Origin of the sequence: Streptomyces fumanus (genome assembly GCF_014655295.1) — a bacterium.
In the GTDB taxonomy this organism is placed as follows: Bacteria; Actinomycetota; Actinomycetes; order Streptomycetales; family Streptomycetaceae; genus Streptomyces; species Streptomyces fumanus.
Genome location: NZ_BNBI01000020.1, coordinates 19,525 through 33,634, shown reverse-complemented (window position 1 = coordinate 33,634; position 14,110 = coordinate 19,525). Strand labels below are relative to the sequence as shown.

At 71.5% G+C, this 14,110-nt stretch carries 10 protein-coding genes; 7 read left to right on the top strand and 3 right to left on the bottom strand.

Annotated features, from left to right (window positions below):
• The first annotated feature begins 26 nt into the window (after positions 1–26).
• The 5 genes from IE316_RS32415 to IE316_RS32395 all read left to right on the top strand — a co-directional run bounded on the left by IE316_RS32415 (position 27) and on the right by IE316_RS32395 (position 7,187).
• Positions 27–896, top strand: coding sequence for an MHYT domain-containing protein (locus tag IE316_RS32415; RefSeq protein WP_190208123.1), 870 nt, complete (start codon positions 27–29; stop codon positions 894–896).
• Between the two features lie 40 nt (positions 897–936).
• Entirely contained in the window at positions 937–3,084 is a 2,148-nt protein-coding gene (uvrB, locus tag IE316_RS32410) for an excinuclease ABC subunit UvrB (RefSeq protein WP_190208122.1), read from the top strand.
• 142 nt (positions 3,085–3,226) lie between these two features.
• The gene (locus tag IE316_RS32405) at positions 3,227–3,805 is read left to right on the top strand and encodes a TerD family protein (RefSeq protein WP_190208121.1); all 579 of its coding nucleotides are present in this window, start codon (positions 3,227–3,229) and stop codon (positions 3,803–3,805) included.
• A 61-nt stretch (positions 3,806–3,866) separates the two neighbouring features.
• The gene (locus IE316_RS32400) at positions 3,867–5,912 is read left to right on the top strand and encodes a TerD family protein (protein ID WP_190208120.1); all 2,046 of its coding nucleotides are present in this window, start codon (positions 3,867–3,869) and stop codon (positions 5,910–5,912) included.
• A gap of 285 nt (positions 5,913–6,197) precedes the next feature.
• Complete coding sequence (locus IE316_RS32395; RefSeq protein ID WP_190208119.1) at positions 6,198–7,187, top strand: TerC/Alx family metal homeostasis membrane protein; 990 nt, start codon at positions 6,198–6,200, stop codon at positions 7,185–7,187.
• Positions 7,188–7,332: 145 nt separating this feature from the next.
• On the opposite strand, the gene IE316_RS32390 is transcribed toward IE316_RS32395, so the two are convergent.
• Positions 7,333–8,607 (bottom strand): MFS transporter, encoded by a 1,275-nt coding sequence (locus IE316_RS32390; protein ID WP_190208205.1) that lies wholly within the window; start codon positions 8,605–8,607, stop codon positions 7,333–7,335.
• A 201-nt stretch (positions 8,608–8,808) separates the two neighbouring features.
• On the opposite strand from IE316_RS32390, the gene aroQ reads away from it, so the two are divergent.
• The gene (gene aroQ / locus IE316_RS32385; protein ID WP_190208118.1) at positions 8,809–9,282 is read left to right on the top strand and encodes a type II 3-dehydroquinate dehydratase; all 474 of its coding nucleotides are present in this window, start codon (positions 8,809–8,811) and stop codon (positions 9,280–9,282) included.
• Between the two features lie 75 nt (positions 9,283–9,357).
• Here aroQ and IE316_RS32380 read toward each other — a convergent pair whose 3' ends face one another.
• Both IE316_RS32380 and IE316_RS32375 read right to left on the bottom strand, forming a co-directional pair.
• Entirely contained in the window at positions 9,358–10,014 is a 657-nt protein-coding gene (locus IE316_RS32380; protein WP_190208117.1) for an MBL fold metallo-hydrolase, read from the bottom strand.
• A gap of 53 nt (positions 10,015–10,067) precedes the next feature.
• Complete coding sequence (locus IE316_RS32375) at positions 10,068–10,754, bottom strand: maleylpyruvate isomerase family mycothiol-dependent enzyme (protein WP_190208116.1); 687 nt, start codon at positions 10,752–10,754, stop codon at positions 10,068–10,070.
• A 224-nt stretch (positions 10,755–10,978) separates the two neighbouring features.
• On the opposite strand from IE316_RS32375, the gene uvrA reads away from it, so the two are divergent.
• Complete coding sequence (gene uvrA, locus IE316_RS32370; protein WP_190208115.1) at positions 10,979–14,056, top strand: excinuclease ABC subunit UvrA; 3,078 nt, start codon at positions 10,979–10,981, stop codon at positions 14,054–14,056.
• Positions 14,057–14,110: the final 54 nt, after the last annotated feature.

Here is a 14,110-nt window from a genome sequence, read left to right as displayed (position 1 = left end):
ACAAGAGGGCGGAAAGGCAGCCGCGCATGCAAGGCACGGTCGACGGATTCAGCTACGGACTCGTCACACCCCTGGTGGCCTACCTCATGGCCTGTCTGGGCGGCGCCCTCGGGCTGCGCTGCACCACCAGGTCGGTACTGCTGGCCCGCTCCTGGCGGCCGGGCTGGCTGGCGCTCGGGTCCGCGGCGATCGGCTCGGGCGTCTGGACCATGCACTTCATCGCCATGATGGGGTTTGCGGTCGAGGGCACGCCGATCCGCTACGACAAGCCGCTGACCTTCGCGAGCCTGGCCATCGCCATCGTCATGGTGGGCGTGGGGATCTTCATCGTCGGCTACCGGGGCGCCAGGGGCACGGCCCTGTTCACCGGCGGCACCATCACCGGACTCGGCATCGCCTCGATGCACTACCTGGGCATGGCCGGTCTGCGCCTCGACGGCGACCTGCGGTACAACACCGTCACCGTGGGTGTGTCCGTCGTCATAGCGATGGCCGCGGCCACCGCCGCCCTGTGGGCCGCCGGGCAGGTGCGCGGCCTCCTGTGGAGCGTGGGCGCGAGCCTGGTCATGGGGCTCGCCGTGGCCGGTATGCACTACACGGGCATGGCCGCGCTCGACGTCCACCTGCACGACACCGCCGGACCGGTCGCGGGGGAGCCGCCGGCCGCGCTGCTCGCGCCCATGCTCGTGGGCCCGCTCGCCTTCCTCGTCCTCACGGGCGTCGTCGTCATGTCCGACCCGCTGCTGATCATGGGCCGGCCCGCCGCCCGCCGCGCCGAGCCCCGACCGGGCGCCACCGCCCGCCCCGCGATCACCCACCAGGTCCGCCACCCGTACCCGCCGGGGACCCACCGCACCCTGGTGCGGGCCCGCTCCCGCACCCCGCAGAACCGCTGACCCCGGCCCGTTGTCAGTGGGGGGTCGTACGGTGGATGGCATGCGGCCCGTTTCCCACATTGAACGCACGGTGGCGCCCTTCGAGGTCGTCAGCCCCTACCAGCCGAGCGGCGACCAGCCGACGGCCATCGCCGACCTCGCCCGGCGCATCGAAGCAGGCGAGAAGGACGTCGTCCTGCTCGGCGCCACCGGCACCGGCAAGTCCGCCACCACCGCGTGGATGATCGAGAAGCTCCAGCGCCCCACCCTGGTGATGGCACCGAACAAGACCCTGGCCGCCCAGTTGGCGAACGAGTTCCGCGAGCTGCTGCCGAACAACGCCGTCGAGTACTTCGTCTCGTACTACGACTACTACCAGCCCGAGGCGTACGTCCCGCAGTCGGACACCTACATCGAGAAGGACTCCTCGATCAACGAGGAGGTCGAGCGGCTGCGCCACTCCGCGACCAACTCGCTGCTCACCCGCCGTGACGTCGTCGTGGTCGCCTCGGTCTCCTGCATCTACGGTCTCGGTACGCCCCAGGAGTACGTGGACCGCATGGTCCCGCTCCGGGTCGGCGACGAGATCGACCGCGACGAGCTGCTGCGCCGCTTCGTGGACATCCAGTACACGCGCAACGACCTGGCGTTCACCCGCGGCACCTTCCGGGTCCGCGGCGACACCATCGAGATCTTCCCGGTCTACGAGGAGCTCGCCGTCCGCATCGAGATGTTCGGCGACGAGATCGAGGCCCTCTCCACCCTCCACCCCGTCACCGGCGAGATCATCAGCGACGACGACCACCTCTACGTCTTCCCGGCCTCCCACTACGTCGCCGGCCCCGAGCGCATGGAGCGGGCCGTCAACGACATCGAGAAGGAGCTGGTCGACCGCCTCGCCGAGCTGGAGAAGCAGGGCAAGCTCCTGGAGGCCCAGCGCCTGCGGATGCGTACCACGTACGACATCGAGATGCTCCGCCAGATCGGCACCTGCTCGGGCGTGGAGAACTACTCGATGCACTTCGACGGCCGCCTGCCCGGCTCCCCGCCGAACACCCTGCTCGACTACTTCCCGGACGACTTCCTCCTGGTCATCGACGAGTCGCACGTCACCGTGCCGCAGATCGGCGCCATGTACGAGGGCGACGCCTCCCGCAAGCGCACCCTGGTCGACCACGGCTTCCGGCTGCCCTCCGCGCTGGACAACCGCCCGCTGAAGTGGGAGGAGTTCCAGGAGCGCATCGGGCAGACCGTCTATCTGTCGGCCACCCCCGGGCAGTACGAGCTGTCCCGCTCGGACGGCGTCGTCGAGCAGATCATCCGCCCCACGGGCCTGGTCGACCCCGAGGTCGTGGTCAAGCCCACCGAGGGCCAGATCGACGACCTGGTGCACGAGATCCGCAAGCGCACCGAGAAGGACGAGCGCGTCCTGGTCACCACGCTCACCAAGAAGATGGCCGAGGACCTCACCGACTACTTCCTGGAACTGGGCATCCAGGTCCGCTACCTGCACAGCGACGTCGACACCCTGCGCCGCGTCGAGCTGCTGCGCGAGCTGCGCACCGGCGACTACGACGTCCTGGTCGGCATCAACCTCCTCCGTGAGGGCCTCGACCTGCCCGAGGTCTCCCTGGTGGCGATCCTCGACGCCGACAAGGAGGGCTTCCTGCGCTCCGGGACCTCCCTGATCCAGACCATCGGCCGCGCGGCGCGCAACGTCTCCGGCCAGGTCCACATGTACGCCGACAAGATCACCCCGGCGATGGCGAAGGCCATCGACGAGACCAACCGCCGCCGGGAGAAGCAGGTCGCCTACAACAAGGCCCACGGCATCGACCCGCAGCCGCTCCGCAAGAAGATCAACGACATCGTCGCGCAGATCGCCCGCGAGGACATCGACACCGAGCAGTTGCTCGGGTCCGGGTACCGCGGCCAGGGCAAGGACGGCAAGGGGGCCAAGGCGCCCGTGCCCGCCCTCGGCAAGGCGGCGGCCGGGACCAAGGGCGGCAAGGCCGCCAAGGGCAAGGCCAAGGAGACCGCCGTCACCGACCGCCCGGCGGCCGAGCTGGCGGAGCAGATCGAGGAGATGACCGCACGCATGCGTGCCGCCGCCGCGGACCTCCAGTTCGAGATCGCGGCCCGGCTGCGCGACGAGGTCTCCGAGATGAAGAAGGAGCTGCGGCAGATGCGGGAGGCCGGCCTGGCCTGACGGCACGCGCGGGGCACGCGCAGTGTTGCAAGACCGACACAATGCGTGGATCGGGCTACGGCACTGTCAGTGCCCCTGCGTAGGGTTCTCGACAACCGCGGGCGCCGCGGCAACAGGGGAAGCTCAAGAGGGGAATCAGCGCGTGACCGTCAACATGACCAAGGGTCAGGCCATCAGCCTGCAGAAGAACGACGGCGGCAGCCTGACGTCGGTGCGCATGGGTCTCGGCTGGCAGGCGGCTCCCCGGCGCGGCCTGTTCGGCTCGCGCACCCGGGAGATCGACCTGGACGCCTCCGCCGTGCTGTTCGCGGACAAGCAGCCGGTCGACGTCGTCTTCTTCCGCCACCTGGTGAGCGACGACGGCTCCGTGCGGCACACCGGTGACAACCTCGTCGGCGGCGTCGGCCAGGGCGGCGACGACGAGGCGATCCTCGTCGACCTCCAGCGCGTCCCGGTCCACATCGACCAGATCGTCTTCACCGTCAACTCCTTCACGGGCCAGACCTTCCAGGAAGTGCAGAACGCGTTCTGCCGCCTGGTCGACGAGACCAACGGCCAGGAACTCGCCCGCTACACGCTGGCCGGCGGCGGCCAGTACACGGCCCAGATCATGGCGAAGGTGCACCGGTCGGGCGCGGGCTGGGCCCTGACCGCCCTCGGTTCCCCGGCCAACGGCCGCACCTTCCAGGACCTGATGCCCGCCATCCTGCCGGTCCTGTAAGGCGTACACGGGGGAGCGGCACCCGGCGCGGGGACCACGAGCGACACAGGGGGAGAACGCGATGACGGCCGAGCTGGTGCGGGGGCAGAACCACCCGCTCTCCCAGGCCCGACTGGAGGTCAGGATCTCGGCGGGCACGCCCGTCGTGGCCGCGGCCACCTTCGGCGACGCCGACGGCCGGATCGGCGGCGCCGACCGGGTCGCCCACCCGGGCGGGCCCGTCCTGCCCGGCCTGGAGGTCTCCCGGCAGGCCGCCGCCGACCACCGCCTCGCGGTGGACCTGGACGCCGTGCCCGACGCGGTGCACCGGGTCAGCGTGCTGCTGGCGCTGCCCGCCCCCGGCCGGACGGGCCCGGTCCGCTTCGGCGCGGTCGCCGCCCCCTTCGTCGCCGTCACCGGCCTCGACGGCAGCGAGATCGCCAGCTTCACCATGACCGGCCTGGACGCCGAGACCGCCGTCATCGCCCTGGAGCTGTACCGCAGGCAGGGCGCCTGGAAGGTGCGGGCCGTCGGCCAGGGCTACGCGGGCGGCCTCGCCGAGCTGCTGACCGACCAGGGACTGGCCGACGCCCACGGCCTCGCCGCGAGTGTTCACGAAGCCGTGGCCCGGGGTCGGGCCGACGCGGTGCCGGCGCCCCCGCCCCGCCCGGCGGACGGGGACCGCTCCCGGCCGACCGCCGCCCCCGCGCTCGGCCCCGACCACGGTGACACCGCGGCCCAGGGCGCCCCGGGGCCCGTACCCTCCCCGCCGGCCTACGGCCCCCAGACCCCCGGCACACCGGGGCAGTCCCCGACCGGACCCCAGCAGCCCCCGCCCCCGTTCCCGGGCGGACCGGGCCCGGAGGACGCCACGCTCGCCCAGCCGCCCGCGCCCGCCCCCGGCGGCCCGGTCGACTACAGCCACCCCCGCCGCCAGACCACGGCCCCGCCGCCGCCCCCACCGACCGTGCCTCCCGCCGAGCCCGGGCAGCCCGCCCGGCCCGTCGCCGGTGACGCGACCGGCTGGTCCATGGAGGAGCGGCTCTACAACCAGGTGTGGGGCATGTTCGAGGACCTGGCCCGCACCATGGCCGCGTACCGCAGCGCGGTCGACTTCGCCGACTCGCGCCTGGAGAAGGAACTCGACCAGGTCCTGTCCGACCCGCGCAGCCGGATCGGCGGACACGGCGACGCCGCCCGCGAGACCGCCCGGGAGCGGTACGACTCGCTCGTCGCCCAGGCCAGACAGGTGCTCGACCGGGACCTCACCCAGCTCGCCGCCGAGTCCGACGTGGTGGAACCCGCCCTGCCGCTGGCGTACGCGCGCTGGGACCATCCCGTCTGGCACGACTACCGGGTGCCGATGGAGATTCCCATGGCGGTCCGCCTGGGCGACCTCCACCTGCCCGAGGCCGACGGGGTGCGCATCCCGATGCTGGTCCGGCTGCCGCTGGAGCGCGGCCTGTGGATCGACAGCGGACGCGCCCCCTCGCTCGACGGCTCCTTCGGTGACGCGCACGAGCTGCGCGGCCTGGCCCTGGAGGCGGCCGTGGCGCACGCGGCCCGGCTGCTCGCCGTCCACCCGGCCGGCGAGTTCACCGTGCACGTCATCGACCCGGCCGGAGCGGGCGCCCGGGAGCTGACGCCGCTCGTCCGCAGCGGGGTACTGGCCACCCCGCCCGCCGCCGGGGCCGCGGGCGTCGCGGACGTCCTCTCCCGGCTCACCCAGCGCGTCGACCTGGTGCAGATGGCGCTGCGCGGCGGTGCCGCCGACGCGCTGCCACCCGAATTCGACACCTCCCAGCACCTGCTGATCGTCAACGACTTCCCGCACGGCTTCGACGACCGCGCCGTCAACCAGCTCCGGTACCTCGCGGACGAAGGGCCGTCCGTCGGGGTCCACCTGATGATGGTCGCCGACCGCGAGGAGTCCGCCGAGTACGGCCCGCTGCTCGACCCGCTGTGGCGGGCGCTGCTGCGCCTCACTCCGGTGGCCGACGACCACCTCGCCGACCCCTGGGTCGGCCACGCGTGGACGTACGAGCCTCCACTGGTGCCGTCCGGCAGCCAGGTGCTCCAGCGGGTCCTCACCGAGGTCGCCACCGCCCGCCGGACCTGGGGCAGGTAACCCCTCCCACCGCTTGCCCAAGGACTCGTAAAAGGCTCCGACCAGCGCCTTTGGGTCTTTCTTTGCCAGCCTCTTTACCAATCCTTGGTGATTGGGGTACTGTTTTCCGTACGGAGGGGAGTACTCCCTATCTGCTGCGGCGTACCCGTCAATACGGATCTGGCCAGATCCCGGGGCGTCGGCCCAGGGTTCCCGGGCGCCTCGCGCGCCCCGGGCGCCCCGGGTGGAAGAGACCTCCGGTAGCGACGACGCTGACATCTGCCGTTACGTACTGCCGGAGGCGCAGTGGAAGTTTCCACGACCCTATGGGTTCTGACCATCCTGGGCCTTGCCGCCCTGATCGCGGTCGATTTCTTCATCGGCCGCAAGCCCCACGACGTGTCGATCAAGGAAGCCGGCATCTGGACGGGTGTCTGGATCGCCCTGGCCGGCCTCTTCGGGCTCGGACTGCTCCTCTTCGGCGGCGGCCAGCCCGCCGGCGAGTTCTTCGCGGGCTTCATCACCGAGAAGTCGCTGAGCGTCGACAACCTGTTCGTCTTCGTCCTGATCATGGCGAAGTTCGCGGTCCCCTCGCAGTACCAGCAGCGGGTGCTCCTCATCGGTGTCCTGATAGCCCTGGTCCTCCGGGCCGTCTTCATCGCCGCCGGTGCCGCGATCATCGCCAGCTTCTCGTGGGTCTTCTACCTCTTCGGCGCCTTCCTGATCTACACCGCCTGGAAGCTCATCCAGGAGGCCAGGGCCGACGAGGAGGACGAGGAGTACGAGGAGAACAAGCTCCTCAAGGCCGCCGAGCGCCGCTTCGGTGTCGCCGACCGCTACCACGGCACCAAGCTGTGGATCCGGCAGAACGGCAAGCGGGTCATGACCCCGATGCTGGTCGTGATGCTCGCGATCGGTACCACCGACGTCCTCTTCGCCTTGGACTCGATCCCCGCGATCTTCGGCCTGACCCAGGACCCGTACATCGTGTTCACGGCGAACGCGTTCGCCCTGATGGGTCTGCGGCAGCTCTACTTCCTCATCGGCGGACTGCTGAGGAAGCTGGTCCACCTCTCCTACGGCCTGTCGATCATCCTGGGCTTCATCGGCGTCAAGCTCGTGCTGCACGCGCTCCACGAGTCCGGCGTCCACGTCCCGGAGATCAGCATCCCGGTCTCGCTCGGCGTGATCTGCGCGGTCCTGATCGTCACCACGATCACCAGCCTCATGGCCTCCAAGAAGCAGGCGGCGGCCGCCCGGGACGAAGGGGCCGAGAAGGACAGCGTCGACGTCTGACGCCGTCCCCCCGACGGGAGGAACCGTCAGCCCCCGGGAGCGGTCCATGGCGTCCGGCCGAGGACCGCTCCCAGCGGCCGCCCCCCTTCCAGGTTCGTCCGGCGGGCCCCGGGCCCGTCCGGCGGCCTCCCCGGACCCGTCGCCGTCACACCGAGGCCGCTCCCACCGCCGCCCCGGCCGGCGCCGGGCGGGTCTCCGGGAGCAGCGCGAAGCAGCCGAGACTGAGCAGCGCCACCGCCGTCAGATACGCCGCCACGCCCCACGGCACCCGGCCGCCCTGCTCGGCCAGCGCCGTGGCCACGATCGGGGTGAGGGCGCCCCCGAGGACCCCGCCGAGGTTGTAGCCGACCGCGGCGCCGGTGCAGCGCACCCGGGGCTCGTACAGCTCCGGGAGATAGGCGGCGATCACCGCGAACATCGTGATGAAGGCGAGCATCGCCCCCAGGAAGCCCAGGAACATCGGCAGCGGCTCACCGGTCGCCAGCAGCGCCACCATCGGGAACATCCACACCGCCGCCGCCGCGCACCCGGCGAGGCACAACGGCCGCCGCCCGTAACGGTCGCCCAGCAGCGCCACCACCGGCGTCAGCGTCCCCTGCACCACCACCGCGGCCATCACACAGGCCAGCATCACGACCCGGTCCACCCCGAGCCGTTCCGTCCCGTACGCCAGGGACCAGGTCGACACGGCGTAGAAGAGGGCGTACCCGACCGCGAGCGCCCCGGCGGTCAGCAGCACCAGCCGCCAGTGGTCCCGCACCACCTCGGCGAGCGGCACCCGCGCGCGGTCGCCGAGCTCCAGGAAGCGGGGACTCTCGGCGAGCGAGGACCGCAGCCACAGCCCGACCAGCGCCAGCACACTCGCCGCCCAGAACGGCACCCGCCACCCCCACTGCGCGAACCGCGCGTCGGACAGCGCCGACGACAGCGCCAGCACCACCCCGTTGGCCAGCAGGAACCCCAGCGCCGGGCCGACCTGCGGAAAGCTCGACCAGAGCGCGCGCCGCTGGGCCGGGGCGTGCTCCGCGGTCAGCAGCACCGCGCCGCCCCACTCCCCGCCGAGCCCCAGCCCCTGCAGGAACCGCAGCCCCACGAGCAGCAGGGGCGCGGCCACCCCGATCGTCCCGTACGCCGGCAGGCAGCCGACCGCGACCGTCGAGGCCCCGGTCAGCAGCAGCGAGGCCAGCAGGACCGGCCGCCGCCCGTGGCGGTCCCCGATGTGCCCGAACAGCACCGACCCCAGCGGCCGGGCCACGAAACCGACCCCGAAGGTGGCGAACGCGGCCAGCGTGCCCGCCAGCGGGGAGAACGTCGGGAAGAACAGCGGGCCGAACACCAGGGCGGCCGCGGTGCCGTACACGAAGAAGTCGTAGAACTCGATCGCCGTGCCGGCGAGTGCGGCGGCGGCGATCCGCGGCATGGAGGGCGCCCTCACGGCGCGTACAGCGTGCATGCCGCGACAACCACGCTCGATCACCGTCGGTTACGGGGCGCGCGAGGAGCGCGCGGGGCAGTGGTGCGCCGGTGCCGGGCGCCGGAAGCCGGGCCGGCACGCCGTGATAGACCGGGGGGCCCAGCGGCGGTCCCGACGGGCCGCCCCCGCCGACGGACCGGAGGAACCGTGCCCCGCACCCTGGCCAACGCCCCGATCATGATCCTCAACGGCCCCAACCTGAACCTGCTCGGCCAGCGCCAGCCGGAGATCTACGGCTCCGACACCCTGGCCGACGTCGAGGCCCGGTGCGTCGAGGCGGCCGCCGCGCACGGCGGCACGGTGGACTTCCGCCAGTCCAACCACGAGGGCGAACTGGTCGACTGGATCCACGAGGCCCGGCTCAACCACTGCGGGATCGTGATCAACCCGGCCGCCTACTCGCACACGTCCGTCGCGATCCTGGATGCGCTCAACACCTGTGACGGACTGCCCGTGGTGGAGGTGCACATCTCCAACATCCACCAGCGCGAGGCGTTCCGGCACCACTCGTACGTCTCGCAGCGCGCCGACGGGGTCATCGCGGGGTGCGGAGTGCAGGGGTACGTGTTCGGCGTGGAGCGCATCGCGGCGCTCGCGGGGGCGGCGCGCGCCGAGGCGTGAGCGCCGGCGCCCGCCGTCACCGGGCCTCGTCCACGCTGTCCGGCGCCCCGCGCGATCACCCCGGCCGGCCCGCGGTCACCAGCCGCGCGCGTGCCACTCCGGCAGGTGGGGTCGTTCGGCGCCCAGCGTGGTGTCGTTGCCGTGGCCGGGGTAGACCCACGTCTCGTCCGGGAGCGGCTCGAAGATCTTCGTCTCGACGTCGTGGATCAGGCTGGCGAACGCCTCCGGGTCCTTGCGTGTGTTGCCCACGCCCCCGGGGAAGAGGCAGTCCCCGGTGAACACGTGCGGATGGCCGTGCGGGTCGTCGTAGATCAGGACGATGGAGCCCGGGGTGTGCCCGACGAGGTGGCGGGCGGTGAGCCGTACCCGGCCGACGCGGACGGTGTCGCCGTCGTCGAGCGGGACGTCGGTGGGCACCGGGATGCCCTCGGCGTCGTACCGCCCGGCGTAGGTGCGGGCGCCGGTGGCGGCGACCACCTCGGCCAGCGCCTGCCAGTGGTCGGCGTGCCGGTGGGTGGTGACGACGGACCCGATGCCGTCGTCACCGATCGTGCCCAGCAGTACGTGCGCGTCGGCGGCGGCGTCGATCAGCAACTGCTCGTCGGTGGCCCGGCAGCGCAGCAGATAGGCGTTGTTGTCCATCGGACCGACCGCGATCTTGGTGATCATCAGGTCCTTCAGCTCATGCACGTCGGCGGGGCCGCCGACCCGCACCTCTCCGCTGTACGTCATGACCGCCAGCCTATCGGCGCACCGGCCGCGCGGCGGACCACCGGGGCGGTGCCCTACAGCGGGGGCAGAGCCGGGAGCGCGCCGCCCGTCACCGTGAGGGCCGAGCCGTCGCGGCGGCCGGCGAGCCAGCCGAGCAGGTCCGGCCGCTCACCCGTGACGGTGACCTCGGGCCCGTCGGCGTCCCGGCCGGTGCGCCATGCGCGCGTGCCGTCCGTGATCCGCGTCGGCGGTACCTCCGGGTGCCCCGCGAACCGCGCGGCGAGGACGCCGATCTCGCGCTCCGTGAAGGGGGCCGGCAGATCCTCCAGCTCGTACCCGATGCCCAGGTCGACGTGGTGCAGCTCGACCTCGATCCACCGCCGGAACGGGATCGCGGAGGCGGAGTCGGTGATCCCGTTGCGCAGGGTGACCGTGCGGGACCAGTCCGGGAGGGCGGCCGCCGCCCGCTGGAAACGGGCGTCGCTCTCGCGCACGTCGTCGAGGTGGACGGCCAGGGCGCGCGGGGCGTCCCGCTCGATGTCCGCGTCCCGGGCCTCCTCGGAGGCGTACATGGGCCGCCCCTCGAGGACGTTCACGAGCGCGTCGGCGTTGCGGGCGAGGTGGGCGAGGACATGGCCGCGGGTCCAGCCCGGCAGTCGTGACTGCTTCGTCACGGCGGTGTCGTCCAGTTTCCCGGCAGCGGTGAGCAGCCGCTCGGTAGCGTCGCGTACAGACGCCAGGTCAGGTGCGTGATCCGTCATGCGCCTGACCCTAGTGCGGGCGACACCTTCGGGTGAAGATGACGGACTCTGCCCGTAAATCGAATGCGCGTGCTATATGGTCGGGAGCGGCGTCGGGCATGCTGGAGAGCCGGGGTTTGTTGACAACCCGTGAATCCGACCGGCGTTGTCAGTGGCTCCCCCTAGTCTGAGAAGGACGGGGGCCCCGCCCCTGTCACTTCTCTCAAAGAAAGGTGCGGACCGGCGTGGCCGACCGTCTCATCGTCCGTGGCGCGCGCGAGCACAACCTCAAGAACGTCTCGCTCGACCTGCCTCGCGACTCGCTCATCGTCTTCACGGGCCTGTCCGGGTCGGGCAAGTCCTCCCTGGCCTTCGACACGATCTTCGCCGAGGGCCAGCGGCGCTACGTGGAGTCGCTCTCCTCCTACGCCCGGCAGTTCCTCGGCCAGATGGACAAGCCGGACGTCGACTTCATCGAGGGCCTCTCCCCGGCGGTCTCCATCGACCAGAAGTCGACCTCGCGCAACCCGCGCTCCACGGTCGGCACCATCACCGAGGTCTACGACTACCTGCGGCTGCTCTTCGCGCGCATCGGCAAGCCGCACTGCCCGGAGTGCGGCCGGCCGATCTCCCGCCAGTCCCCGCAGGCCATCGTGGACCGGGTCCTGGAGCTGCCCGAGGGCAGCCGCTTCCAGGTGCTCTCGCCGCTGGTGCGCGAGCGCAAGGGCGAGTTCGTCGACCTGTTCGCCGACCTCCAGACCAAGGGCTACTCCCGCGCGCGGGTGGACGGCGAGACCGTCCAGCTCTCCAACCCGCCCACCCTGAAGAAGCAGGAGAAGCACACCATCGAGGTGGTCATCGACCGCCTCACGGTGAAGGAGTCCGCCAAGCGCCGGCTCACCGACTCCGTGGAGACCGCCCTCGGCCTGTCCGGCGGCATGGTCGTGCTCGACTTCGTCGACCTCCCGGAGGACGACCCCGAGCGCGAGCGCATGTACTCCGAGCACCTGTACTGCCCGTACGACGACCTGTCCTTCGAGGAGCTGGAGCCCCGCTCCTTCTCCTTCAACTCGCCCTTCGGCGCCTGCCCCGACTGCACCGGCATCGGCACCCGCATGGAGGTCGACCCCGACCTCATCGTCCCGGACCCCGACAAGTCCCTCGACGAAGGCGCCATCCACCCGTGGTCGCACGGCCACACCAAGGACTACTTCGACCGCCTGATCGGCGCCCTCGCGGACGCCCTGGGCTTCCGTACGGACATCCCCTTCGCGGGCCTGCCGCAGCGCGCCAAGAAGGCCCTGCTGTACGGCCACAAGACCCAGGTCGAGGTCCGCTACCGCAACCGCTACGGGCGCGAGCGCCGGTACACCACGGCCTTCGAGGGCGCCGTGCCGTTCGTCAAGCGGCGGCACTCCGACGCCGAGAGCGACGCCGGCCGGGAGCGCTTCGAGGGCTATATGCGCGAGGTGCCCTGCCCCACCTGTGAGGGCACCCGCCTCAAGCCGCTCATCCTCGCGGTCACGGTCATGGGCAAGTCCATCGCCGAGGTCTCCGCGATGTCCATCAGCGACTGCGCGGACTTCCTGGGCGAGCTGAAGCTCACCGACCGCGACAAGAAGATCGCCGAGCGCGTGCTCAAGGAGGTCAACGAGCGGCTGCGGTTCCTGGTCGACGTCGGCCTGGACTACCTCTCGCTGAACCGGGCGGCCGGCACCCTCTCCGGCGGCGAGGCCCAGCGCATCCGCCTGGCCACCCAGATCGGCTCCGGACTCGTCGGCGTCCTGTACGTGCTCGACGAGCCGTCCATCGGCCTGCACCAGCGCGACAACCACCGGCTGATCGAGACCCTCGTCCGCCTCCGCGACATGGGCAACACGCTCATCGTGGTCGAGCACGACGAGGACACCATCAAGACCGCCGACTGGGTGGTCGACATCGGCCCCGGCGCCGGCGAGCACGGCGGCAAGGTCGTCCACAGCGGCTCCTTCAAGGAACTGCTGGACAACACCGAGTCGCAGACCGGCCTGTACCTGTCCGGCAGGAAGGCCATCCCGCTGCCCGAGGTCCGGCGCCCCCGCGACCCGTCCCGGCAGCTCACCGTGCACGGCGCCCGGGAGAACAACCTCCAGGACATCGACGTCTCGTTCCCGCTGGGCGTCTTCACGGCCGTCACCGGCGTCTCCGGCTCCGGCAAGTCGACCCTGGTCAACGACATCCTGTACACCCACCTCGCCCGCGAGCTGAACGGCGCCCGCAACGTGCCCGGGCGGCACACGCGTGTGGAGGGCGACGACCTGGTCGACAAGGTCGTCCACGTCGACCAGTCGCCCATCGGCCGCACCCCGCGGTCGAACCCGGCGACGTACACCGGTGTCTTCGACCACATCCGCAAGCTGTTCGCCGAGACCACCGAGGCGAAGGTCCGGGGCTACCTGCCGGGCCGGTTCTCCTTCAACGTCAAGGGCGGCCGCTGCGAGAACTGCGCGGGCGACGGCACCATCAAGATCGAGATGAACTTCCTGCCGGACGTCTACGTCCCGTGCGAGGTCTGCCACGGCGCCCGGTACAACCGGGAGACCCTGGAGGTCCACTACAAGGGCAAGTCCATCGCCGAGGTGCTGAACATGCCGATCGAGGAGGCCACCGAGTTCTTCGAGGCGGTCCCCGCGATCTCCCGGCACCTGCGCACCCTCAAGGACGTCGGCCTCGGCTACGTCCGGCTCGGCCAGTCCGCGACCACCCTGTCCGGCGGTGAGGCACAGCGCGTCAAGCTCGCCAGCGAGCTGCAGCGCCGATCCACCGGGCGCACGGTCTACGTCCTGGACGAGCCGACCACCGGCCTGCACTTCGAGGACATCAGCAAGCTGCTGACCGTCCTGTCCGGCCTGGTCGACAAGGGCAACTCGGTCATCGTCATCGAGCACAACCTCGACGTGATCAAGACCGCCGACTGGATCATCGACATGGGCCCCGAGGGCGGCGCCGGCGGTGGCCTGGTCGTCGCCGAGGGCACGCCCGAGCAGGTCGCGGCGGTCCCGGCCAGCCACACCGGCAAGTTCCTGCGCGACGTCCTCGGCGCCGACCGGATCAGCGACGCGGCCCCCGTCAAGGCCCCGCGCAAGACGGCGGCGAAGAAGGCGGCGCCCAGGAAGACGGCCGCGAAGAAGACGACCGCCGCCAAGACGGCCACCAAGACGGCGGCCACCAAGACGGCGGCCACCAAGACGGCGGCCACCAAGACGGCGGCCACCAAGACGGCGGCCACCAAGACGGCGGCCAAGGCGCCCGCCAAGAAGGCGACCGGCACCCGCACGTCCTGACCGCGCCGACGACGCTCCGTGCCCGCACGTCACCACGTGCGGCACGGAGCGTCG